Raw genomic sequence first — 25,201 nt, 5'->3', positions numbered from 1 at the left:
ACACAAATAGCAAACATATTATAACCAATTTTCACTATTTTATAAATTCAACTGAACAAATAACCCTAAATAAAAAAAGTGAGTAAAACCCAAAAATAGGTTTTACTCACTTTCAAAAATTTCTGTTATAAAAAATTAAAGCATAGTTATTACTTTATTCAAAGCCTCAACATAATCTGGTTCTTCCGAAATTTCACTAGAAATCGCTTTATAAGCAACATTACCATTCTTATCGATCACAAAAATACTACGAGCTAAACGTCCCATCGCAGGAATAAATAAACCATACAATTGTCCAAAGGTTCCTTCTGTATCATGTAGAATTTCCATATCAACACCTTCGGCCGCACACCAATTTTCTTGTTCTTCTTTTGTATTATTTGAAATCGTAATAAATTTTACGCCTTCTACTTTAGCAGCTTCCTGATTAAAACGTTTTGTTTGCAATGAACAGATTCTAGTATCGATGTCAGGTACAACACTGATTAAGGTTGGCGTACCAGAAAAATCTGATAAATTCACTACTTTATCACTTAAATTTTTTAATGAAAAATTTGGCGCTTTAGTACCTATCTCAGGTTGTACACCGACAATTTCTACTTCTTCGCCTTTTTTTGTTACTTTCATTATTTTCCCTCCTAAATTTAAAAGCTGAACGGGCTGACTGAAAAATAGTAGAGTCGCGCTTTTAGTCACAATCAGATTTTATCTTTTTTATGAAAAGCTAGCTCTCACAGCAAAACAAGTTATAATTCTCTATCTATATTTAGTATAGAGGAAGGAAGAATGGATGACAACGTTCTTGCTTTCTACGATTTTTTATTCGAAAAAGTTTCATCAAAATAAATCAAGGTTTGTAGTTCGGTTGTTAAATCAATATATTGTACATTCACGTTATTCGGCACAGTTACACGATCCGGTGCAAAATTCAAAATCGCTGTAATACCCGCATCGACGATTTTATCAATCGCCTCTTGTGCAAATTGGCTGGGTACTGTAGATATTGCTACTGTTACACCCGTTTTTTTGACTTCTTCTGCTAGATTTTCCATTGGTTGGATCGTAATATCATCAACTGATAATCCTACAATTTCTTGTTCTGTATCAAATGCACAAACAATATTCAAATTCTCGTTTCTTCGAAAATTATTTTTGACCAAAGCTTTCCCTAAGTTACCGCAACCGATCAAAGCAATCCGTTTTTCTTCTTGAGTGTTTAAAATATGGCTAAAAACTTCGATTAAGTATGGCACATCATAGCCATAACCACTACGACCTAATTCACCCAAATGTGAAAAATCACGGCGAATCGTTGCCGGTGGGACTTGTATTATATCACTAAATTCTTTTGATTTGATCCGTGTTACACCAGAATCCCCTAGCATTTTCAAATAACGTAAGTACAAAGGCAATCGCTTAGCCGTAGCTTTTGGCATTTCTTTTTCTTTATGTAATTCTTTCATTTTCCAACCTCCTTGTTACTTTTTTCACATATATAGTTTAGCATGCTTAGCGGTCTTGAGCAATACGTTTGTGAAATATATAGCAGATATTAGAAAAACCTAATAAATAAAAAGAACAGATTCGATAGCGTTATCAAGTCTGTTCTTTCACCTTTTATAATAAATCAGAAAATTCTTTGTTTTGTTCACTTAATTCAGTTATTTCACTAACTTTCAAACCTGCCATCGATCGTGCCATTAATCCATCTATATCTAACCTTGCTTCATAAGCTTGAGCTTTGTCTAATTTTGGTTTCGTTTTAGGTTGAGGAGGGGCGAAAATCGTACAGCAATCTTCAAAAGGTTGGATCGCTAACTCAAATGTATCGATTTTTTCAGCAATTTCGATAATTTCACCTTTATCCATCGATACGACTGGTCGAATGATCGGTGTGGTAGTCACTTCATTGATTGCTACCATACTTTGTAACGTTTGCGATGCAACTTGTCCCAATGATTCGCCATTAATGATCACTAATCCTTTTCTTGCTTCACGAATTGCATCAGTTAAACGCAACATCATTCGACGTGTAACTGTCATCAGATATCCTTCAGGTACAACTCGTTTGATTTCTTCTTGAATTTCAGTGAACGGCACTTCAATAAATTGGATACTGCCGGCGTATGGTGCAATTTTTGCAGCTAAATCTTTGGCTTTTTGTAAAGCTTGTTCACTTGTGTATGGTGGGCTGGCAAAATGAACAGCTTCCACTTCCACACCTCGCTTCATTGATAAGTAACCAGCCACAGGTGAATCGATTCCACCAGAAAGCATCAGCATACCACGTCCGCTAGTCCCAACAGGTAATCCACCAGCACCACGAATCGTCTCATAAGAAAGGTACGCCCCCTCTTTACGAATTTCTATACGAATATTGATATCAGGTTTTCTCATTTGTACACCAATTTCAGGAAAAACTTCCATAACCGCACCGCCCAATTCTCGGTTCAATTCGTTTGAATCTAATTCAAATGAATGATCAGAACGTTTAGAAGTGATTTTAAACGTTTGGCCTGGTTGGTAGACAACTTTGATGATCGTTTGTACCATTTCACGAATATCAGGCATATTTTTTTCTACTCGAATGCTGGGAGAAAAATTTTGAATACCGAATATTTTTTCTAATTTTGGTATGATACTTCTACTGTCTTCGCCGTTTAGCAATAGGTGCATCCGATCACGATCCGCATGAACTTTTACTGCTGGAAATTCGCTCAGGTTTCTTTTAACATTATATGCTAATTGAGAGGTAAATAATTTTCTGTTTTTTCCTTTGGTTGAAAGTTCACCGTAGCGAACCATTATTTCAGTATATTTCACAATTTTCAATCCTTTTCTGTAAAGCTAGATATCATAACATTGATAAAGAGGTTTACTTAATTCATCCTCCACGTGCTAGCAGTATAGCTAGCAATAAATATTTGCTTGAATTACTATAACATAGAGTGTGGCAAATTTAAACGACTAATTCTGATAACTTCTCCATACTAAGTTTTTTTGTACGGAAATAATTTTAATAAGAACTATCTTTTTAAAGCCCCTCGTTTAATTATTTATAGCTAATCATCCACCATATATGCAGAAACAAAATAATAACTTTTTCATACATAAAAAACGCTCTATAAAACAATTTTATAAAGAGAATATCAGTAAAAAAGCCGTTTTTTTATTTACACAAAATAAAATTGATCGAAACATATGATTTTTAAGTTACTCGATATTTATATTAAGAACTCCTAGAACAAAAAAGAGTCTACGAAATCAAATTAGTCCACTTTAGGTATTTATAACCAAATATTACATTCTATTTTTCAAACTTCTTTTGGCAAGTTGTTCATTTCCTCGCTTAAAATCACCTGTTACTCTTGCAAGTATATATTGCTGTTGTTTTGCGCTAGCTTATTGTAAATCCTCTGCTAAATTTTCAGCTTCTGCTCCTTTAGCAATCATTACTTGTTTACCATGATAAAAAATGAACAATTTATTGTCTTTATTTATTTTCCATGAAAATACCTTATCCACAACTAATTCATCTAACCCCATCTTAGCTTCCTCCTAATAATCTCAATTTGATACGCTTTTATTACTTAGCCATTTAATACAAGAAATTTCTTGTACAGTTGATTAAAAATAATCATAAACTGTTCCGCTTCTGCAATCGTATTGCTTTCATCTAAACTAATACGAATAGCTGAAGTTGCTAAAGAGTCTTGTACTTTCATTGCATGCAATGTACTGCTAGACAATTTTTTCCGACTAGAACACGCACTGGTCGTTGATGTGTATATTTGTTTTTCTTCTAATGCATGTACTAACACCTCTCCTCGAATTCCTTTTAATGCAAAACATAAAATATGAGGTGCAAAATCTGAGGTTTTTTCTGAAAATACAGTGACATTCTTATATTCCTCTAATGCCTCAATCAAATAACGACGAATGGTTGCTGTGTGCGCAGGTTTTTCCATTTTTTTATCTACATATAAACGTAACGCTTTAGCCATGGAAACGATCCCAGGAACATTTTGAGTACCACTTCTTTGATCATCTTCTTGACCACCACCATTTAGTAGCGGCGCAAGCTTACGCCCATGTTTCCAATAAATAAACCCGACACCTCTTGGGCCGTGAAACTTATGGGCAGAAAAAGTCGCAAAATCTACACGCGGTGTTAACCATTCTTTCTGATTGACTTTACTGATTGCCTGAACCGCATCCACATGAAAATGAATCGTTGGATAATCTGTCAAACAGTCGCTAATAGCTTGAATAGGTTGAATTGAACCTATTTCATTATTAACTGCCATGATTGAAACAAGGATCGTATCTTTACGAATTAATTTAGCTAATTCATCCACTTTCACAAAACCACGCTCATCAACAGGAGCGATTGAGAGCTCAAACCCATTCTCAGCAAGTTGTCGTGCAGTTTCAGAAACAGCGGGATGTTCAATATCCGAAACAATAATATGACGACCAAAACTTTTTTTCTCTAAAGCTGTACCTTTTAACACCCAATTATCGCCTTCTGTTCCACCACTTGTAAAGTAAATCTCATTTGACTTCACTTGAATCAAATCAGCTATTTGCTTACGCGCTTGTTCTAACAAACGATTCGCTTGGTTACCCAAATCATGTAAACTAGACGGATTGCCAATAATCCGTTGACTAACTTTTATATAAGTATCCAAAGCTTGGGGATAAATCGGAGTTGTTGCACTGTTATCAAAATATATCATCTAATAAACCTTCTTCTTTTGAAATTCTTTTCTATTATATACTTTCTATTTTTGTAGTTCAACTGCACATACAGAATATAATCAAAATAAAAAGGCGAGACGCTTGTCTCACCCTTATTTGTTTATATTATATTACGTCAAGATTATTGAAGTAGAAATCTTCGATTCTTCTAAACGCACCAGGCTCCACACGTTCAAGTGCTGTACCAATCTCATCCAGAGCATCCTGATATCTGTATTCTTTTGAGAATAGTTCTAAACTATTCTCCATTGCTACGCGAATTGCTTCATGTGTATGACGGTAACGGTTCGCATATTGCATCATTTGTTCGGTCAATGCAGCAGAATTAACTAAATCATTCGTTTTCTTATCCAGTAAATCTAAGTCTTCATTACAAAGATCAGAAAGTTTTTTTATTTCTTCCATGTTAATACGGATCCGATTCAATGCCTTGCTTAATTCTTCGATACGGTCTGTTGCTACAAAGAAGAATTCTAAGTAATCAGCTGGCAATCCAGGTAAGCGTTGTTTTTCAACATGGCGTTTGATATTACGTAAACGGAAATCATATTGATCAACTTTTTCTTGGGCTGCTTTTTCGCCTTTACGTAGTTCTTTTAATGAGTCATCGATTTCAACTTGTTGATTCTCAATATCATCTAATATCTTGTAGCAATCTTTAAAGAATGCTTGAACTTCAGAATATGGAATTGTGTGTTCTTTCATTTTTGGTTCAAAATCCTCATAACGACGAATCAATTCTTCAATCTCTGTTTGGAATCCTCTTGATCGTCCGAGCTCATTATGATTCAGTGTATAACTTTGAGAAGTGTGATCCAACTCGATCATTAATTGACGATTATTTTTCAATGCATGTGCGATATAATCACCAACGACTTTATGATTTGTGACCACATATTTCTTCGCATTGATCTCACGTTCCATGATTTCGTATAATGCATCAATCGCATTGGCTGTATCGCGATTCGCTACTTCTACCGCATCGACTTCTGTCTTTTCTAAATCGACTGTTGAGTTTTTCACGCGCTTTTGAACACGTCTTAACTCATCTTCAAAATTCTTTTCAGGAAAAACATAATGATCTGCAAGCAGACGTTTGTATCCTTCTTCAATCTCTTTTAGTTGATCTGGAAATGTTCTGTTCAATTCGTCATAAAGCGGTGGAATACGTTTCATCACATCATCTAACTCATACGTATGACGTTCAGCATTTTCCAAAACTTCACGTGCTTCGATCGGATCTCCAGAGGTGTTCAATGTCACAAACTGAGTAAATTCAATTTCGATATTTTTGATTTGTTTTTGCAATTCAGGATAAGCAGAACCAAACTCTGATTTTTCATTGTGAAGTAATTTACTGAGTTCTTCGTAAACATCTAAAGCTTTTTGTACTTCAAGTGAATTACGTTCTTCACTCTCACGCAGTTCTTTCAACCCATTGCGGATGATCTCTACTTCTGACTCCATCTCAGTCATCGTCTGATCTGCTTCAGCAACTGCTTTTTTCGCTTTCATAAAACGGAAGGTTTCATTTAAATTTTCGACTTCAAAAATCTGACTTTCTAGCTCTGCAAAAGAACGAGTAGAAATCTCAGTCCAGCGTTGATTCCATTCTCTAAACGTGTTCTGACTTTGCCCGACCATATGCATCTTTTTGACATCATCGACCTCTTCAATCACTGGCAAGTCAAACAGTGTTTCTTTCCTCTTTTCTAGATCATCGAGTTTCATTTGATTTTTCTTTCTCATAAAATAACCAACTAAATACAAAATTGCTGCAATGATTATTATAGCTAAAACTACGATAATGATCAGATTATTCTTCATTCATGGTTCCTCCGTTTACTTATCCATATATGATTATACAACTGCTGATAAATAACAAAATCATTTCTACCTGCAATTGCACTAGTCTCTTATCTACATAAAATTCTTAAAAACACCTACAGAAAATTATACCACAATCCACGCTATCAAGCACTAGTTAATTGTAATTTCTTAATAAATGTTTTGACTTTGTAATATTGCGTCATTTAGGTTCTGATTACGAACAAGTTTAAATGATAAATTCCTCTTCTTGCAACTTTTTGCACATATCACTCAATGTGTCCAGAAGCGCATCAGCCAATTGTTGTTTCATTCCAAAGCGAGTATCTTTTATAGCCCAGACGGTCATCCCTGCGTCATGTGCTGAGCGTATTCCTTTTTCGGAGTCTTCAATAGCAAGACAGTTTTCGGATTTGATTCCTAATTCACTGGCAGTATATTCATATATTTCAGGTGCAGGCTTACTTTTTTCAAATTGGGTTCCACTAACAACCACATCAAAGTAACTAGCTAATTGTCCAACTTTCAACACTTCTTGGATTGCATCTATCATTGATGAAGAGGCCAAACCGATTTTGCACCCTTTTCTTTTAAGGAATTGTAAGACTCTTTTAGCATCTGGATTGATCATACTACCATAATTAAGCGGATGATCTAATTTATATTGTAAATATTTTTCACTTAGGAATGGTTCATCATAGTTTGTATCATTTACTTTAAGAATTGCCCCCCACAGACTTCGCATATCTGCGCCAACAAATTCAGGAATCGGTATTTGCTCGATAGAGAGATCGTACACTTTAAGAAATGCTTTTCTACGTTGGTAATAGAACTCTTCGCTATCGACCAATACGCCATCCATATCGAAAATAATTCCTTCATATTTTTGTATCATTTTGGTGCTCCTTTTTTTACTATTCTTACTTCAGCTCTACCAGTCTAACAAAAGTTTGAAAAAAAATGAAGAAATTTGTTGGAAAGAACTGAAAAGGGTAAATAATTTTCCATTTTGCAGTTGCTTTTCAAAGGATATTTCGGTATTCTTTTACTATTATAATGAAAAATATATTAAAATTAGGAGTGAAAAAAGTGAAAGTCACAAAATTTGGGGGAAGCTCGCTTGCTTCTGCAACACAATTAGAGAAAGTTTTACAGATCGTAAAAGAAGACGTTTCACGAAAGTTCATCGTTGTTTCAGCTCCTGGTAAACGCTCTTCAGAGGACATTAAAGTGACAGATATGTTGATTACTTATTATCATGCATGCATAAATAATGAAAGTACCCTTGAAATTATCGGAAAAATTGTCGCCCGCTACGAGGCGATTTTAGATGAACTCAAACTTGATAAAGAGGTTTTAACTGACATCCGAAATGCGATTCAGCATTTAGCGACATTAGAAAAAGAAAATAATCCTCATCTTTTAGATACTTTTTTAGCCAGTGGTGAAGATAATAATGCTAAGCTAGTCGCTGCTTTTTTTCAGCAACGAGGCTTGAATGCTCGTTACAAAAACCCTTTAGAGCTTGGCATCATTGTTTCAAATGAACCTGGTAATGCTCGAATTTTACCTTCTTCATTAAATAAGATCAATCAATTCAGCTCCACAGAAGAAATTTTAGTGATTCCTGGATTTTTTGGTTTTACAGAAGCAGGTGACATTTGTACCTTTTCTAGGGGAGGCTCAGATATCACAGGTTCGATCGTTGCGGCTGGTGTAAAAGCATTGATTTACGAAAATTTTACTGATGTCAACGGAATTTTTGTTGCCCATCCCGGTATTGTTCACGAGCCAAAAACGATTAAAGAATTGACGTATCGAGAAATGCGAGAATTGGCGTACGCAGGTTTTGCTGTACTACATGACGAAGCCTTGATGCCCGCTTATCGTGCCAATATTCCAGTCGTTATCAAAAATACTAATAATCCTAAACATCCTGGCACATTAATCACTACTTCTAGAACGGTCAAACATGATCCAGTCGTAGGAATTGCCAGTGACCAAGGGTTTGCGAGTATTTATATCAGTAAGTATTTAATGAATAGAGAATTAGGTTTTGGACGTCGTCTGTTACAAATTCTTGAAGAATTAGGTCTTAGCTACGAGCATATGCCTTCTGGAATCGATGATATTTCCATTATTTTAAGAGAGCGTCAACTAACGATCGATATTGAAGATACCTTGATGAAACGTTTGGAACAAGAGCTCGAACCTGACGAGTTGCGAATCACTCATGGCTTATCAATGTTGATGGTCGTCGGTGAAGGAATGCGCCAACGAATTGGGGTCATGGCTGATAGTACTGCCGCTTTAGCATTCAATAAAATCAACTTGGAAATGATCAATCAAGGTTCTTCTGAGGTCAGCATTATGTTTGGGATTCGTCAAGATCAAGAGAAAAAAGCCATTCAAGCATTGTATAAGACTTTTTTCAAAGAAAATAATGAACAGCTTAAACGTACAAAGGATTTAGCTTAATCTTTTTTTCTGGCGTTCACTTTTGTTAGGGCTTTAATTCTCAGAAGTGAACGCGATGTTATTTCCTTCTGTTTTTATCATTTTTTTCATATTCAAAGAATGAAACATTTTCACTTTAGACGCGTATTACGCTTGAAAAAACAAAAAGGAAACAATCAGCTTAGAAAAAAATTCTTAAACTGATTGTTTCTCTTTTTCTTTTAACTATTCTTTTCACGATTTCGCTTAAATAGAACTGTTGACAATGTAATGAAGACTAGCGAATAGCCTAACAATCCAATCAGTGATTTCACATATCCAGTCTCAGGAAGTTTGTCAGCTTTTTTTTGAGTATAGTTACTGGATTTTGCCCCCGTTAATGTAGAAGAATTTGTTTTTTGTTTGGATCTGCTTGAATCTGTAGTATTATCTGTTATCGATTCCTCTACACTCTCAATACTGCCATCCGAAGTTGGAGTGCTTTCTGGTGCACTGGATTCCGTTGAGGTTGTTTCTTCTGATTCTGAAGTAGTAGAATCGGTAGCACTATCTGTTGTTGACTCCCCTATACTTCCAGTATTGCTATCCGAAGTCGTAGTGCTTTCTGGTGTACTGGATTCCGTTGAAGTTGTTTCTTCTGATTCCGAAGTAGTAGAATCGGTAGTACTATCTGTTGTTGACTCCCCTATACTTCCAGTACTGCTATCCGAAGTCGTAGTGCTTTCTGGTGCACTGGATTCCGTTGAGGTTGTTTCTTCTGATTCCGAAGTAGTAGAATCGGTAGTACTATCTGTTGTTGACTCCCCTATACTTCCAGTACTGCTATCCGAAGTTGTAGTGCTTTCTGGTATACTGGATTCCGTTGAGGTCGTTTCTTCTGGATCCGATTCGCCTGGATCTGGATCACCTGATCCACTTCCGCCACCGCCAATTCCTGGAGTTTCAGCCTCAATAACGACTTTATTTCCTTCACCATCCGCTTCCAAAATAGCTTTATTTCTATAGGGTATATTAAAATCAGCCAGTTTATTCGATCTATACGTTAAACTAACTGCATTGTTCAATGTGCCTAAGTTAATAACGAAGCCAACATTCGTAGAAATAATTTTAGCTGTATCAATAGGTTCTTGTGGATAAAATAATTGTGTTGCCTTGTCATATGTTCCAATTTCCGCCTGAACTAGAAAATCAGTGCCAAACTCTTGATTTTCTCCAAGAACATCTGTCAATATAGCATTGGTAATGTATTTTGAATCAGGGTTGATAATGATATTCCAAATAGCAGAAGTATGATCTAAACTATTCCAACCGACCTTATTCATCACCCAATTTTCATTTTCCTTCATCGTTGCTCCTCGAGCATAAAATAGGATCTTTCCTTGACGATTTGCTTTATGCAATTCATAAAATGGACCAAAAATCGCTGTTACAGTATTTGATTTTGAATCTCCATTAATCATCATGATTAGTGAACCATCATTTGCATTAATTTCATAAGAAAAGTCGCTTGCAATTAAAGTGTTTTCTGGGACTCTTAAGTTCATCGTATCCCCTGAAACAATTGAAATAGAATCTGGGATATTATATGTGTACGTTAATGAAACATTTTGATGATAACTAATTTCGGTTTTCTCATCAATAACAGTATCGCCGACAACTATTGTCGGTTCAGAAACATATAGATCTCCAAAATCCATATTGGCATAGGCATAAGACGGTAAGAAAATACTAAAAATCATACAGAGTATAATTGATTGTGTAACATGTTTCTTTTTCATTGAGTAGCCTCCTTTTTTATAATATTTCTTCATCATTTACTAATCTATAGCTATATTTCCTGCAACAATCGGTTAATAATCCTACTAGCGGCTTTTCCGTCACCAAATGGGCTTGGGTATTCAGTGGCTCGCATAGATTCATATTCATCTGTACTACTCAAAAGAGTAACCACATTTTTATAAAGCTTTTGTTCATTTGTACCGACAAGTTTTAAAAAACCTGATGTAACTGCTTCTTGTCGCTCAGTCACGTCTCTAACCACTAAAACTGGTACCTTGTAATAAGGTGCTTCTTCTTGAATTCCTCCAGAGTCTGTAATCACTAAAAAGCTATTTATCATTTCTTGTTGAAAATCAAAATAATTCAAAGGTGCCGTTAAAACTATATTCGGTTGATTAGATAATATTGAGCACACTACTTTTTTTATTTTAGGATTGGGATGTACAGGATATTTTATAACAACATCTGGATATTCTTTAGCAATTTTTTTCAATATTATACACATTTTTTTTAGCTTCACTACATCAAGTTCTCGCCTATGCAATGTAACAAGTATTTGGCGCTGATTTTTTGCAATCGTTCGCTTTAAGTCAAGATAATTCAAAGTATCAATACCTGTATTTCCTGTAACTTCAATCATGGATTGAATGCCTTCTTTTTCTAAATTCACTTTATTACTTTGTGTTGGAACAAAGTAATAATCAGCTATCCGGTCAACCAACTGCCGATTCATTTCTTCTGGAAATGGTGCATTCTTATTACCAGTTCTTAGGCCAGCCTCAATATGTGCTATTTTTTTTTGTTGATAAAATGCCATTAAGCTGGTGATAAAAGCTGTCGTTGTATCGCCATGAACTATTACTAAATCTGGATTCTCTATCTTCATAACAGGTGCTAAGGTACTCATAATATTGATCGTCAACTCTGTTAGTGTTTGTTTTTGTTTCATAACCCTTAAATCGTAATGCGGTTGAATTTCCCACTCTTTTAAAAGAATATCAACCATTTCTTTTTGTTGCCCAGTGTTAACGATTGTTAGTTTAATATGTTTTGTGTGATTTTGGCACTCTTTAATCAGTGGAAACATTTTTATTAATTCAGGTCTCGTACCAAAAACAATCATATAATGTTTCATCTGTGAACTCCTTTCTATTCTGTCTAAAAAAAACCATAATATTTTACCGAGAGTAATACTTATTCCTATGACCATGAGTGGTAGAATCGAGAATAATCGACTATCAAAATAACTGTTGATTTCATTCATTGTAGACATTCTCTTCTCTTTTCGTTTTTATCCAACTCTTTTTTCCAGTCAGTTGTCTGACAAATGCCAAAAGAATACTGGGAATTGTCAAAAAAATATACAAATACATAAATATACCGCCTAAATAGCTTCTAAGCGTTGGAGAATTTTTGATTATTTCAATATTTTTTATCTCTTTGATATATCTTTTAGAGAATGTTAAACCAGGATATACCGTAATACATGCCATTAAAATTAGAGTCAGTACTGATTTTAGCGTGATCTCTTCTAATAATGAATGTACTAAGAGTCTTATTGAGATTAAAAGAATAATACTATTGATCAGATTATAATAAGGCTGCAATAAAAAATAGAACATCTCTAGTTTTCCATTTTTTGATAATGAATTTGTTTTAAGTAGACGAAACATATAAGAATGGCATTGCAGACTCCCTTGAATCCAGCGACTTCGTTGCTTGATATAGCGTTGATAGCTTGTTAAACCCTGTTGATAAATAATTAGTTGATCTGTATAAACTATTCGCTCATTATTCAGCAACAAACGGATCGTCAAATCATAATCTTCAAGTAAACAGTCATTCCAAGGAATATCTCCAAATTTTTTTAGTGTAGATAATCGGGTAAATTGACCATTACCGCCAAGTCCAACAGTTTTTGTTTTCATTCTAAGTTTCTGTATGTTTCCAATAACTTCATAAAATTCAATGTCTTGTAGTAATGTCAGCCAGTTCCCGCCTTTAAAATTGTTAATAATTCGAACGCGTGCTTGTATTCCGTGAATATCAGAATGACTGAACATTCGATCTGCTATATTGAAAGCATCTTCACATAAGAATCCATCAGCATCCAAAACTGTAATAATGACCTGATTAGAATCAATTTGTCGATAATCTTTAAGAATTTTTCTATAAGCAACGTTTAATGAATGTCCCTTACCTTTTTGAGCATTTGGCTTTTTTTTCTTAATTAATTTAATTCTAGAATCAGAAATACCATTTATAACCTTTAACGTATCGTCATCTGAATCATCGTCAACAATGTAAATCTTCAAATTTTCTGTGGAAAATTGTAATAAAGAAAGAAGTGTTTCTTTAATAACTTTTTCTTCATTGAAACAAGGAATGATTACTGCATAATGCACTTTACATTCTGGAGGTATAAAAAGTTTTTCAATATAAACTTCTTCCGCACTTTTAATCATTGTGATATAGACATAATAAACACCTATTGAAATCATAGAAATCAAGTAAAGAACACCCATCTAACCCCACCTTTCTTCTCGATACTTAAAGATTTCATCAGATATTTTTACAAGAAATAGCTAGTAAATATACTAACTTATTAACAATTATTTTCATTCGTAACTTTATATAAATATTATGATTTTTTAAGCCTACTATATGTATGTTATCATAATAAAAATGTAATTTTTATCACTTTATTCGATAAGTTTCTAAAATATTGAGAAAAACTACTATTTTAGCGCTATATTTCTAAAAAAATAGTGTATATCAAAACTGAAAATCAGTTTTAACACACACTAAATCGTAATAAACAGTAGGATCTATAGGTTTTATTTTGATCACATTTTATTCACTCTTCTATAGCTTTACATTGACGTTTTATTTCAGCTTTAATTTTTCGTTCTGGAGCAAAATCACTTTCCCAATTGTCTGGTTTTAAGACTTTACCCGTTACTGGATGATAATGGGGGGACCCATCCGGAAATATTTTTCCCATATTGGCTTCGTGAACAATAGAAAATATTTCTGTCGGATCAACGCCTAATAATGAAAACGAACCGTACGTGAAATATAATAAATCGATCAGGGCATCTACTTGCTCCACCAAGGGATCTGTTACTTTATTTTTTTTACCGAGTACTTTTTCCTCTGCTAGATCAATAGATACTTTTAATTGGTTTATTAATTTTTTGAACCTATCGGGATCATTATTCGCTGATCCGTATAGAAATTCAACTAATTCTTCCACCTTAAACCCAGCTCTATATGATGCTTGCTTCTCAGAAAATGGAGTTGGATTTTTAGGTTTTCTATTATCAAATTTCTCATGAAATGCTTCAGCTTTTTCAAAGGGATTATCGATTTTCATTGGTTTCCTCCTTGTATAAACGTTAAAAGATCGTTCAATATTGACTGAAAATTAGGTTCGTGATACTTTTTGTCACAGGCAGGTTTTCTCTTTTTGTCTAGAATCTAACCAATAAATCTAAACAATAACATCATAATAAAGAAATGCCTGATAAATTCCGTCTTCTTCATTTGTTCTAGTCACATACTTCGCTGCATTCTTGACTTCTTCTTCAGCATTTCCCATTGCAACGCCTACCCCCACACCTTTGAGCATTTCCAAATCATTCCAACTATCTCCAAATGCCATCACTTCTTCTAATGTAAAACCAAAATATTCAGCACATTTCTGAATGCCTATAAGTTTTGATCCACCGACTGGAATGATATCAAGTGTATAAGGGTTTGACCTCGTCAGTTGGCAACCTGACAATTGTTCACTCAAAAAATCAAGCTCTGATTTAGGGCTTAGTAGCACACATTGATAAATCGGTTCTTTTAGAATATCAAGGTTATGATAACGTTGCGCTTTCCTATGGATTGAGAAACGGCTAATCAGATTTTTTACAAATGTTGTTGGAAAATACTTAGGTAAAAAATGGATCATTTTTTTCGCCCACTTTTTTTGTCCAAAACGCATAAGCGAACTACCCTCCAGATGTTTCCTTGAACCAAACATGATTTGGCGGTGATAAAAATCTGAAAATGAAACAATTCTCTTTAGTGTTTCGTCAGAAAAATGCTCTGCTCGAATCGTTTCTTCCTTGGTATAAACTAACTGACCATTGTACGTAATAAAAACATCTAAATTCAATTCATCTATTTGCAGATCTAAATGAACTGGACCTCTACCTGTTGCAATTCCGCAAATAATTCCTTGTGCTTGAGCTTTTGCAATCGCTTGTTTGGTCGATGCTAAAACTTTTGTATTTTTGTTAACCAACGTACCATCGATATCAAAGAAAATAGCTTTAATCATGGTATTCCTTCCTTTAATAGTTCTTTGTCATTTTTTAAAATAAGCCCATTTGTTTTGGGTTTAAGTTCTCGTATTCAAGCTTCAATGCCGCTTTCATTTCTAGTACATTGCTTGCCGCGTCGCCACCAGAATTATTATTGAAGATCACACCAACTTCTTTTGCTTCTCGTGCTACTTTTTCCACAGCTTCACTTAAATCTGCGATTTCATCAGAATTATAACGATATAAGGTACGTTTTTTACGCCAATCTTTGTCATTTGCCATCCAACCTGCAGCATTACGTCCATGAAAACGAAATAAAGTAAATTGATCATTTGTAACATAAGGGACAAATGGCACTGGATTCGTCGGTATCTGCGGTTCATCAACAGAGACTAGTGAAAATTTATTTTTTTTCATGAATGATAGTGTTTGTTTGATGTATTTTGCTGTATACCATGAACCATTTCGTAATTCTATCGCAATCGGAAATCCAGCAAACCAGTGACGTACTTTTTCCAAATATTGAACATTTTCTTTCGTACAGCTAAATGTTCCCGAAAATTGAATCAAAAAGGCAAAAAGCTTGCCACTTTCGATCATCGGAGTCATGCTAGCCAAAAACGCTTCAACCATCTCTTCTTCACGTTGATAATATTGCTGCCATTCACCCTGACAGCTGATACCACTATAGACTTTCATTACAAACCGAAAATTTTCTGGAACTGATTTTGTCCATTCACTTACAGAATCTTGTCTGGGAATACCATAATAAGCTGTATCCATCTCAACTAGAGGCAAGTAACCTGCATATTCGTATAATGTAGAGCGTTTTTTCCCAGTTAATTGTTCATGTTCATTAAAAGAAGTCAAACCTAATCGAATCATACGTCTATTTTGTCCCTTCTATTCTTATCAAATCATTTTATATTAATTTTATACTAAAAAGGACTAAGACAAAACAAAAAATTGTCTCAGCCCCCAAAAATGACTTGGTTCTATAATCTTATTGGCTTTTTTTCCATCTCATATTTGCTTCACAATAGGTTTGACCCTCGATTTTTATTTCATGCCGCGTTGTCTTTTCTTCTGTAGTTTCAAGTATTTCATAATGACTTTCTACTACTTGACCATATTCTACTTCTTTATCAAATTTTATATTAATAAATGTCGGCTCATGGGTGGTCAAAAAATCATAACCTAATACATCTAGCAACCAATTAAAATAAATTGCATTATTAACATGTTGGTTTCCGTCAATGTCAAAGTAACGCACGCGATATGGTAAAAATCCACCCTTTTCTACCTTGTCAATTTTTTCACCACGGTAAATTTTTTTGATTTTTTCACTTTCATACGGTTCAATAATCTCAGGTAATACGCTGCTCATCTTGCGGTTTTTTTTATCCATCAAAACAAATGTCGACTTGATCAAGACACATTCATTTCCTTTTTCATCATGAATCCAAAAGTTTCGATAGCAGAAGTATTTATTATATGCCATCGCTTGAGTGGTAACGGCGAGTTTTTCTCCAACTTTAGGCAAGCGTGTGATGTGTATTTCATAATTGGTAATAACCCAGCCGAGACCAAACGAAGCAACAAAATCGCTTCCCCTATCCAAGGCATCACTTTGTTCTTCAGATGTTTTGATCACAACAGCTAACATTGACGGAATCGTCATTTTTCTAGTGACATCACCATCATAATAAGCGACTTCATATGGGGTCGTAAATTTTTTTGCCACTGGATCTCCTCCTTCTTGAACCTGTATAACCAATTAAAGTATATCATATTATCTTAAATTGATGATAAAAAAGTCGAATATAAAAACTGTTCCAATACGTTTACAACAAGTTAGTATTTAAAAATATTTTCAAAAAAACTAAATTAAATATAATTTTTTAATATAATTAAAAAAACTTTTTGAAACAGAAGTAAAAATATCCTCTGCGCCAAAAAGCTTTTGCATAGTAGCTATTTGTCTAAAAAAAAAATCTAATAATTAATTTTTTTAAACTATACGTGACCCGTATTGCCATAGCTGAGCACTTCATTCAACAACTCTAAAAGCGTTTCCATTCCCATCCCTCCAAAAAATTAGTTGATTATAGAGTGATAATACCATACTATTATATAAAGTAGAACCATAAAGCTTAAATATAGAGGGGAAAAATATGAGAATCAAAGGTGACATTATCCGCACAGTAAGAACACAGAAAAAATTGTCGCAAGTAACTTTGGCCGCTGGAATTTGTACACAAGGAACCGTTAGCAACATTGAAAACAAAAATGTTTGTGATAGCCTTGAAATTCTTGATGCAATCTGTAAGAGATTAAACCTCAGCCTTGAGAGCGTATTAGATGATAATGACGAAAAGAAGCTTTCTTCTTTATTAAGTCATGTGGAAGAATTATGTAATACGTTTAAACATAAAGAAGCTCATTCAATTTTAAAATCAACATCTATCAATGTTTCTGATTTTCAAAATAAAGAATTAGAGGTTCGCTGGCTTTATTTTATGGGGATCACAAACTTGTTGGGCTACAACAATACAACAGATAGTCTATTTTATTTTTATAGAGCCGATGAGCTTGGCAATTCGAATTCTGTGTATGCGATCCTTTCTGTTAATAGCCTAGGGATCGTTTATGAAATGGCTAATGAGTTGGATAAAGCACAAGTTTATTATGAAAAATCGATCGACATGCTAAAAGAAATGACGATCAAAATGCCAATTGAAGCTACTAAAATATTCTTCAACACAGCCAAATTTTATTCATTGATCAAAAATTATGAAGCCGCTTTTGAATTAGCTACCCAGGGAATGACATTAAATAGAACCTATCAATCGTTATATATGTTAGATCTTTTGGCTTATGAAGTCGCTTTTAATGATTTTATGAAGTCACCTGATTTGAAAGCACCTGATTTTAACAGTGCAAAAGTCTTTGCTACTTTTAATGACAATCAAAATTTATTAGAGGTAATTGCAAATGATGAACAAACATTGGTCAATTTGAAAGCGTAGCAGGCTTGGCCAGTCTCGACATTGTTTTTTAATTTATGAAAAAATAATGATCTTAATAAAACCGCCAGTTAGAAGGATGCATTCTGCGCATTTTCAACTGGCGGTTCTTTTACTTTTATATGACTAACTATCCCCAAAAAGACTTCTCTTTAAAAGAACTTTTTTCACATATTCACTTACCTTATTATCATTTAATAAGTAGTTGCATATCATTTGAATAATATAAAATAGCATGTTAAATTTACGATTGTAAGCGCTATAAAAAAATTCTAGGAGGAATACTAATGAAAAACGCAACGTTCAAAACAATTCTTACACTTAGTTTACTGGCAGGATTTTTACTTGTTTCAGCCACTGTCACACATGCACATGGATATGTTTCATCACCAGGAAGCCGCGCATACTTTGGTAGCACTCAAGGTGGGAAAATAAATAAAAATGTTGGTCGTGCTGAATGGGAACCCCAAAGTATTGAAGCCACTAAAAATACGTTTACTCCAGGAAAATTAGCTAGTGCAGGCGTTAGCGGTTTTGAGCCATTAGATGTTCAGTCCTCTGATCGCTGGTATAAATCTGATATTACAATTGGTCCTCTTTCAATTAATTGGACGTTAACTGCTCGTCACAGAACTTCTACGTGGGAGTACTATATGACAAAACAAGGTTGGAATCCAAATCAACCTTTAGATATCAAAAATTTTGATTTAATTGGTCAAGTAGATGACAAAGCTACTATCCCTGAATCCTCTGTTAAACATACGATTACTGTTCCTAGTGACCGTAAAGGGTACCATGTGATTTATGCGGTTTGGAATGTTTACGATACAACAAACGCTTTTTATCAAGCAATCGACGTTAATGTAAAATAATCAATCAAGGAAATTAAAGGAGCTGTGCACATGAAAATCAAGCAATTTATCCCAATATTTCTATCAGTCTCAGGTATTATTTTAGGCAGTCTATATGCAGCAACTTCTGTTGAAGCTGTTGATTCTGCTAATGAAATGGTTAGTGTGGAAAATAAGAAAGTACTTGTCGGCTACTGGCATAACTGGGATTCTAAAGGTAGAGATGGTTATAAACAAGGAACGTCTGCCACTATTTCATTAACAGATGTAAATGAAGCCTATAATGTGGTTCCAGTGTCGTTCATGAAAAGTGACGGCGTTAACCGCATCCCAACATTTTCCCCATATAATAAAACAGATGCTGCTTTTCGCCAAGATGTAGCAACACTAAATAGTCAAGGTCGCGCAGTCCTACTTGCACTGGGCGGCGCAGATGCACATATCCAGTTAAAGACTGGCGATGAACAAGCGTTTGCAGATGAAATTATTCGTCAAGTTGAAACGTATGGTTTTGATGGACTTGACATTGATTTAGAACAGTCAGCTATTACAGCAGGCGATAACCAAACCGTTATCCCAACAGCTTTAAAAAAAGTCAAAGAGCATTACAGAGCGCAAGGTAAAAATTTTATTATCACGATGGCACCAGAATTTCCTTACTTAAAGCCTGGAGGTGCATATGAAAAATACATTACTTCTTTAGAGGGTTATTATGACTATATTGCACCGCAGTTGTATAATCAAGGCGGAGATGGTGTTTGGGTAGATGAAATCAATAAATGGATTCCTCAAAGTAACGATGCTTTGAAATATGAATTTCTCTATTATATGTCTGATTCAATGATTCACGGTACACGGACATTCTTAAAAATACCAAATGACAAACTTGTTTTAGGGCTACCTGCTAATGTTGATAGTGCTGGCAGTGGTTATGTGATTGATCCTGCAGCTGTCTACAAAACATTGGATCAATTAGCGAAAGATGGCAATCCAATCAAAGGCTTAATGACTTGGTCTACAAACTGGGATGTCGGTACCAACGTAAACGGTGTGTTTTACAATAATGAATTTGCTACAAGATATGCACGAATTTTACAATAAGCACTGAGAAAAAAATACAACAGTGAAGATCGATAGAAAAGTTTATTTCGGAAGGGGTTGCTTTAAGAGGCTCCAGTTAAAACACTAGCTGTTTACTCTATAGGATAAACAGCGGAAGTGGAAGCAACCACTACACTTCGTTTCGATCTCATCCAATTCTAAGTGCTAAATAACGTTCTTAAAAACAAAATAAATTAAAGTAATATAGAACACACCCTTTAACTAAGTGACTGGGACATTACTCTATGAGTTACAACCCAGCCGCCTGAAATACGAATAAAATGTAAGATAAGAAGTAAAACCCTCGGAAATAAGTTGAAATTCACAGAAATCAGAAGAGTAATTTTCGTGAATCCCTTCTTATTTCTCGGGGTTAAACTCTTCTGTCCCAACCTTTTTTCTATTCATTCTGCGATCGACGACAAATAAAGAATAGAAAACTGGTGGATCGCGCTCCCGAAATAAAATTTTTTGGTTAAATTAAATCCTATAAATCATAACAAAGGCGCTCAAATCTTCAAAAAGCAAGTAATAAAATCAAAAAAGGATGAGACAAAACTCACCCTTCAAAACCGAATAAACGATGGTATAAAAGCAGCCCGAGAAATAAAAAATGTTGAATTACCAAAGACTTGAGCATGCTTCCTTAGTGTATTTTCAAGTCTAAATCAATTTGTTGTTTATAGCAAATATGAATTAGTTTTCATTGCTAGATGGTAAAGTTTGCATGAGGGCAAAGAAATATTTTGGCTTACCTGTACTAAAATATTCATACCAAAATTCAAGAGTATTTGATTGAAAAACACCTAAATGTTCAATAATTTGTTTCGCCCACAACAAAGCTCCAGTGGAACTTGCAGTAATAAGGTTGTTATCAGCTATAGATGGCTTGTCTATATAAAAACTTTGCCCTTTATAATCAGGAGAAACCATTTTAAGAAACCCTGGTCCATTACTAGTGTGCGGACGATTATCCAAGAGTCCAAAGTTGGCAAGTGCAGCGGTAGCCCCACAGATAGCGCACACCGTAGCGCCTAAAGAGAGAAATTCGCTTGCTTTTTCGATAATCGCATTATGCTCGGGATTGTTCCATGTATCTGCACCTGGTAATAACAATAAGCTTGTTTCACTCACAACAATATCGTCAATCAAGCAATCTGGCACTATTGTCAGCCCCCCCATGGTATTAATTGCTTCTTTAGAATAACTAACCATTTTAAGTGATATCCGTGACTCTCCTTTTTTAAAAAAACGGCCAGAGTTCAGCTCTGAGGTAACGTAGCCCAGTTCCCAGTCGGCTAAAGTATCAAGAACGTAAATATAGATTGTAAACATAAATATCCCCCTTTTTCGTTATGCATCAAAGATATGATTAAGCAACAAGTCATTTAAACAAATGATGTTACTGTTTTCACTTTCATACCTTTACTTTTTAAGTATACCTTGCAATTGTTGACACCAGTATGGCAACAATATACAATGATAAAAATAAACATTTGAAAGAGGGGGATTAGATGAAAGTTGAAAGACTTATCAGTATTATTATGGTTCTCCTTGATAAAGAGCGTATCAGTGCACAAAAGTTAGCAGATATGTTTGAAGTTTCACTCCGCACAATTTACCGCGATGTAGACGCTATTAATAGGTCTGGTATTCCCGTTCGCTCAACACCAGGAGTGGGAGGCGGTTTTGAAATCATGCCAAATTACAAGATTGATAGAAATGTTTTTTCAACTGCCGACCTTTCCGCTATCTTGATGGGACTTTCCAATCTTTCTAATATGTTACAAGGAGACGAACTGATAAACGCCCTTGCGAAAGTCAAAAGTTTTATCCCTACTGACACAGCGGAAGACATCGAATTAAAAGCAAATCAACTATATATCGATTTAAGTCCTTGGATGAACAACAAGGACGTACAACCCTATTTAAAAATTATTAGAACAGCTTTACAGCAAAAAAAGTTACTTTTATTTGACTATGCAGATCGCTATGGAAATAAAACAAAGCGGTCAGTCGAGCCCTATCAGCTTGTATTGAAAAGTAGCCAGTGGTATCTACACGGGTATTGCCTTGAAAGAAATGATTTTCGCTTATTCAGACTATCTCGCCTATCGATCCTACAATTGCAAGAGAAATTTTTTACGCCACGAGATCATCAAAAACCTCAGTTGGATTTTGGTGATATTTTAACTACTATGCAAACGGAAATCAAAATTCGCATTCATAAATCTGTCATGGATAGAGTGCTTGATTATTCCACTTATGAACATTTTACGTCAGATGGTGCTGAGCATTATATTGTTTATTTTCCTTTTATAGAGAACGAATACTATTACAATCTTCTTTTCAGTTTGGGAAATAAATGTGAATGTTTAGCTCCGTTACATATCCGCAAAGAAATGAAGCGTAGAATACATGATTTAGCTGCTATATATGAAAGTTAATAGGTGGTAGATTAATACGGAAAGGAGCTATCCCTGAAGGCTATAAATAGCTCTTCTTTCTATTCTTTCATTTTATAGGTATTATTTTCTCCCACCGTTTATTCGACTTTTAAAGTTGAATATGAGAGATTAAAAATTAGCTACTATCTTTAACAGTATCATCCGATCAACTTCAATCCAATCACCGACACTAAAATAATCCCAATGAAAATGATTCTGCGCCAATCCTTAGATTCCCCATAAAAAATCATTCCTAAAACAGCTCCACCAGCAGCTCCAATCCCTGTCCAAATTGCATATGAAATGCCCATCGGTAAACGCTTCATTGCTAAGTAAAGAAAAAGAAAACTACTGGTAAATGTCAAAAATAATAACAATAAGGACTTTGTATCTTTGTTTTGATTAAAGCGATTGATTGATCCTACTCCTAGCATTTCAAAAATTCCTGCAATCATTAAAAAGACCCAACTCATTTTTGACTCGCTCCTTTCTCACTTGTTACGAATTTCAAGCCTACCACACCGATCAATAGCACTACAATTAGTATAATTTTAGATAACTTAAATTCTTCACCAAAAAAGAGGATGCCTGAAATCACCGTACCTGCTGTACCTAACCCAACAAATACCGCATAAGCGGTTCCAACAGGTAAGGTTTCACCTGCTTTGATCAATGCGTAAAAGCTAATGAAAATAAATACAACAGTCAATAACATTTCCCACCATGTATTACTATGTTTCATTCCAATAACCCATAATACTTCAAAAAACGCACCAATCATTAATTTTATCCAATCCTTGTTCATAAAAAAACCTCCTCGTATAATTTAAAAGTTAAAAGAGCTTGGCAGCCTCGACTAGAAAATAAAAAAAGTGTCAATCAACAATTCTATCTAAGGCCTAAGAATTGTTAATCCACACTTTTACTGATAAGCAGCCGGCGCTAGTTATCAAAAGTTATTTGATTTAATTAATTATTTCAATTCATTGAAACTGTTTCTCATTCTACTCCATAATAAATGAATTGGCAATAGTAAATTTCTTGATTATTTTATTAAATAAAGCTTAATTTATCTATCATGCTTTTTAAATTCCATTACATAAGTGAATCGGTCAACGTGTTTCTTCGGTCTACAAAATCAGAACAAACTAAGTTTTTTTGCATCAACATTCATAACGTTTTAAAAAGCTTATCTCATTAATAGTTGGTATTTATTTCCCATAAAAATAAGTAGAGTAAAATTCTTTAATTTTTATAAAATCGAAATCTATCCTTCTCAGAGGGAATCTGACTGTAAACTTTTTTCCAGTGACTATCTTTAAATACTTCATATCGCTCAAAGCGAAAAGGAATTCCTTTTGCCTTCGCAATGTCACAACTATCCATAAGTTGAAAATGTAAATGAGGGGAAGTCGAATTACCTGAATGTCCAACTTTTCCCAAAATCGAACCTTTTTTTACTTTATCATTGATGGAAACGTTGATAGAATTTGTTTTAAAATGCGCAAACATAGCGTATATGCCATCTGATAGTTTCATAACAATATAATTCCCAGCTATTTTACTAAACTTATCTTTTCTCTCATCAAAAGTAATAGAATTTTTAATGCCAATAACCAAATCTATGAACCAATGAACTCTTTTTCTCTCAGCAATGCCATCTATTACTTCTACTATTTCACCGTCACAAGGTGCAAAAATATCTTGATTATAACAATAATAATTCTCTAATGAGGCACCTAACAATAGATATTGTACAGCGCCAATACTATGAAAAGGTCTTTTGCTCCCCAGCCAATCAATCTGTAAAAAATCAAAAGCATATCTCAACCCCATTCTATTTGTTCCATGACTAGGTATTCTTTTTACAGGTGTAGTTGGTGCTTGCCATTCTCCTCTTAAAGGAAATTCAATTATTATATTTTTCTCTATCACATTGTCGTCTCCTTCTACTTGTTCAATCATAATAAACTAATTTTAAATCATCGAAGTAATTGCTAATTTTATTATTTATTTCATCATAATCAATAGTATCATGTTCAAGATGTTGCATAGTATTAATTATTTCACCAATGAACCCAATGTTACTCCAAAAAATAAGTTCTTTAGCTTTTGAGACCTCAATGTTTTTCCTGAATTTTGTCTCATCAACAAAGTCGAACATTTTTTCAAAACAAAAAGATTCTTCTTGCTTATCATCCACTTTCAATGTTGTATCAATCTGTTTTGACTTAGTCTCACTAAATAATTTGAAGAAATCTAACATCCATGGGTTTAGTTTAATAAGTTCTATTTGTAAAAGATACGATTGGCGTAACCGTAACAGAAGATCCTTTTCTTTAAAATTCATTCTATTAATATATTCGTGATTGATTTTTTCTCGGCAATAGTCTATAAGATAAAGAAATAAAGCTTCTTTATTGCCAGTATAATGAAACATTAGCGCTTTTGAAAGGTTTGCATTTTTGGCAATCTCATTCGTTGAAGCTCTATCATAACCACATTTTACAAATTCTTTTAAAGCAGAGTTGATTATCGCTTGTTTTCTTTCATCATCCAATCTCGTAATATTCAACTTAATTTCTCCATTCTGTTTTTAATTACATATCAAGGTTTGTCAAGCACCTCATTTACCT

The 25,201-nt window shown here is 34.3% G+C and carries 24 protein-coding genes; 5 read left to right on the top strand and 19 right to left on the bottom strand.

Going from position 1 to position 25,201, the window contains the following annotated elements:
* Positions 1-135: 135 nt before the first annotated feature.
* From tpx to AC4BBR_RS02885, 7 genes are all read right to left on the bottom strand, one after another.
* Entirely contained in the window at positions 136-627 is a 492-nt protein-coding gene (gene tpx, locus AC4BBR_RS02915; RefSeq protein ID WP_490461091.1) for a thiol peroxidase, read from the bottom strand.
* A gap of 182 nt (positions 628-809) precedes the next feature.
* Positions 810-1,463, bottom strand: a complete 654-nt coding sequence (locus AC4BBR_RS02910) for a redox-sensing transcriptional repressor Rex (protein ID WP_490461090.1) — start codon at positions 1,461-1,463, stop codon at positions 810-812.
* 154 nt (positions 1,464-1,617) lie between these two features.
* A complete protein-coding gene (gene thiI, locus AC4BBR_RS02905; protein ID WP_490461089.1) occupies positions 1,618-2,823 on the bottom strand; it encodes a tRNA uracil 4-sulfurtransferase ThiI in 1,206 nt (401 codons plus the stop codon).
* Between the two features lie 579 nt (positions 2,824-3,402).
* Positions 3,403-3,546, bottom strand: a complete 144-nt coding sequence (locus AC4BBR_RS02900; protein ID WP_490461088.1) for a hypothetical protein — start codon at positions 3,544-3,546, stop codon at positions 3,403-3,405.
* Positions 3,547-3,590: 44 nt separating this feature from the next.
* The gene (locus AC4BBR_RS02895) at positions 3,591-4,739 is read right to left on the bottom strand and encodes a cysteine desulfurase family protein (RefSeq protein WP_490461087.1); all 1,149 of its coding nucleotides are present in this window, start codon (positions 4,737-4,739) and stop codon (positions 3,591-3,593) included.
* A 127-nt stretch (positions 4,740-4,866) separates the two neighbouring features.
* On the bottom strand, positions 4,867-6,588 hold the full coding sequence (gene ezrA, locus AC4BBR_RS02890) for a septation ring formation regulator EzrA (protein WP_490461086.1): 1,722 nt from the start codon (positions 6,586-6,588) through the stop codon (positions 4,867-4,869).
* A gap of 229 nt (positions 6,589-6,817) precedes the next feature.
* Entirely contained in the window at positions 6,818-7,483 is a 666-nt protein-coding gene (locus AC4BBR_RS02885; RefSeq protein ID WP_490461085.1) for an HAD family hydrolase, read from the bottom strand.
* Between the two features lie 194 nt (positions 7,484-7,677).
* Here AC4BBR_RS02885 and AC4BBR_RS02880 point away from each other — a divergent pair, with 194 nt between their 5' ends.
* Complete coding sequence (locus AC4BBR_RS02880) at positions 7,678-9,066, top strand: aspartate kinase (protein ID WP_490461084.1); 1,389 nt, start codon at positions 7,678-7,680, stop codon at positions 9,064-9,066.
* Positions 9,067-9,266: 200 nt separating this feature from the next.
* Here the strand turns inward: AC4BBR_RS02880 and AC4BBR_RS02875 are convergent, their stop codons facing one another.
* The 7 genes from AC4BBR_RS02875 to AC4BBR_RS02845 all read right to left on the bottom strand — a co-directional run bounded on the left by AC4BBR_RS02875 (position 9,267) and on the right by AC4BBR_RS02845 (position 16,884).
* Positions 9,267-10,823 carry a collagen binding domain-containing protein gene (locus AC4BBR_RS02875; protein WP_490461083.1) on the bottom strand — a complete coding sequence of 519 codons (1,557 nt, stop codon included), beginning with the start codon at positions 10,821-10,823 and terminating at the stop codon, positions 9,267-9,269.
* 50 nt (positions 10,824-10,873) lie between these two features.
* A complete protein-coding gene (gene wecB, locus AC4BBR_RS02870; protein WP_490461082.1) occupies positions 10,874-11,959 on the bottom strand; it encodes a non-hydrolyzing UDP-N-acetylglucosamine 2-epimerase in 1,086 nt (361 codons plus the stop codon).
* Positions 11,960-12,080: 121 nt separating this feature from the next.
* Positions 12,081-13,349 (bottom strand): glycosyltransferase family 2 protein, encoded by a 1,269-nt coding sequence (locus AC4BBR_RS02865; RefSeq protein ID WP_490461081.1) that lies wholly within the window; start codon positions 13,347-13,349, stop codon positions 12,081-12,083.
* 332 nt (positions 13,350-13,681) lie between these two features.
* Positions 13,682-14,200 carry a pyrophosphohydrolase domain-containing protein gene (locus AC4BBR_RS02860; protein ID WP_490461080.1) on the bottom strand — a complete coding sequence of 173 codons (519 nt, stop codon included), beginning with the start codon at positions 14,198-14,200 and terminating at the stop codon, positions 13,682-13,684.
* Between the two features lie 117 nt (positions 14,201-14,317).
* Positions 14,318-15,157 (bottom strand): Cof-type HAD-IIB family hydrolase, encoded by an 840-nt coding sequence (locus tag AC4BBR_RS02855; RefSeq protein ID WP_490461079.1) that lies wholly within the window; start codon positions 15,155-15,157, stop codon positions 14,318-14,320.
* A 34-nt stretch (positions 15,158-15,191) separates the two neighbouring features.
* Complete coding sequence (locus AC4BBR_RS02850; protein ID WP_490461078.1) at positions 15,192-16,025, bottom strand: DUF72 domain-containing protein; 834 nt, start codon at positions 16,023-16,025, stop codon at positions 15,192-15,194.
* Positions 16,026-16,143: 118 nt separating this feature from the next.
* Positions 16,144-16,884 (bottom strand): acyl-ACP thioesterase domain-containing protein, encoded by a 741-nt coding sequence (locus AC4BBR_RS02845; protein ID WP_490461077.1) that lies wholly within the window; start codon positions 16,882-16,884, stop codon positions 16,144-16,146.
* Between the two features lie 430 nt (positions 16,885-17,314).
* Between AC4BBR_RS02845 and AC4BBR_RS02840 the strand changes: the two genes are divergently transcribed.
* From AC4BBR_RS02840 to AC4BBR_RS02830, 3 genes are all read left to right on the top strand, one after another.
* On the top strand, positions 17,315-18,169 hold the full coding sequence (locus AC4BBR_RS02840; RefSeq protein ID WP_490461076.1) for a helix-turn-helix domain-containing protein: 855 nt from the start codon (positions 17,315-17,317) through the stop codon (positions 18,167-18,169).
* 284 nt (positions 18,170-18,453) lie between these two features.
* Entirely contained in the window at positions 18,454-19,038 is a 585-nt protein-coding gene (locus AC4BBR_RS02835; RefSeq protein ID WP_490461075.1) for a lytic polysaccharide monooxygenase, read from the top strand.
* Between the two features lie 135 nt (positions 19,039-19,173).
* A complete protein-coding gene (locus AC4BBR_RS02830) occupies positions 19,174-20,118 on the top strand; it encodes a glycosyl hydrolase family 18 protein (protein WP_490462059.1) in 945 nt (314 codons plus the stop codon).
* 696 nt (positions 20,119-20,814) lie between these two features.
* Here the strand turns inward: AC4BBR_RS02830 and AC4BBR_RS02825 are convergent.
* Complete coding sequence (locus AC4BBR_RS02825; RefSeq protein WP_490461074.1) at positions 20,815-21,453, bottom strand: type 1 glutamine amidotransferase family protein; 639 nt, start codon at positions 21,451-21,453, stop codon at positions 20,815-20,817.
* A 179-nt stretch (positions 21,454-21,632) separates the two neighbouring features.
* Here AC4BBR_RS02825 and AC4BBR_RS02820 point away from each other — a divergent pair, with 179 nt between their 5' ends.
* A complete protein-coding gene (locus tag AC4BBR_RS02820) occupies positions 21,633-22,565 on the top strand; it encodes a helix-turn-helix transcriptional regulator (RefSeq protein ID WP_490461073.1) in 933 nt (310 codons plus the stop codon).
* 158 nt (positions 22,566-22,723) lie between these two features.
* Here AC4BBR_RS02820 and AC4BBR_RS02815 read toward each other — a convergent pair whose 3' ends face one another.
* From AC4BBR_RS02815 to AC4BBR_RS02800, 4 genes are all read right to left on the bottom strand, one after another.
* Complete coding sequence (locus AC4BBR_RS02815; RefSeq protein WP_490461072.1) at positions 22,724-23,038, bottom strand: DMT family transporter; 315 nt, start codon at positions 23,036-23,038, stop codon at positions 22,724-22,726.
* Positions 23,035-23,370 (bottom strand): DMT family transporter, encoded by a 336-nt coding sequence (locus tag AC4BBR_RS02810; protein ID WP_490461071.1) that lies wholly within the window; start codon positions 23,368-23,370, stop codon positions 23,035-23,037. Before AC4BBR_RS02810 ends, AC4BBR_RS02815 begins: the two co-directional genes overlap by 4 nt.
* A 440-nt stretch (positions 23,371-23,810) precedes the next feature.
* The gene (locus AC4BBR_RS02805; protein WP_490461070.1) at positions 23,811-24,500 is read right to left on the bottom strand and encodes a M23 family metallopeptidase; all 690 of its coding nucleotides are present in this window, start codon (positions 24,498-24,500) and stop codon (positions 23,811-23,813) included.
* 22 nt (positions 24,501-24,522) lie between these two features.
* The gene (locus tag AC4BBR_RS02800) at positions 24,523-25,140 is read right to left on the bottom strand and encodes a TetR/AcrR family transcriptional regulator (RefSeq protein WP_490461069.1); all 618 of its coding nucleotides are present in this window, start codon (positions 25,138-25,140) and stop codon (positions 24,523-24,525) included.
* Between the last annotated feature and the right edge of the window lie 61 nt (positions 25,141-25,201).

Source organism: Enterococcus sp. AMC1251, assembly GCF_058216535.1.
This window is presented reverse-complemented; position numbering and strand designations above follow the sequence as displayed.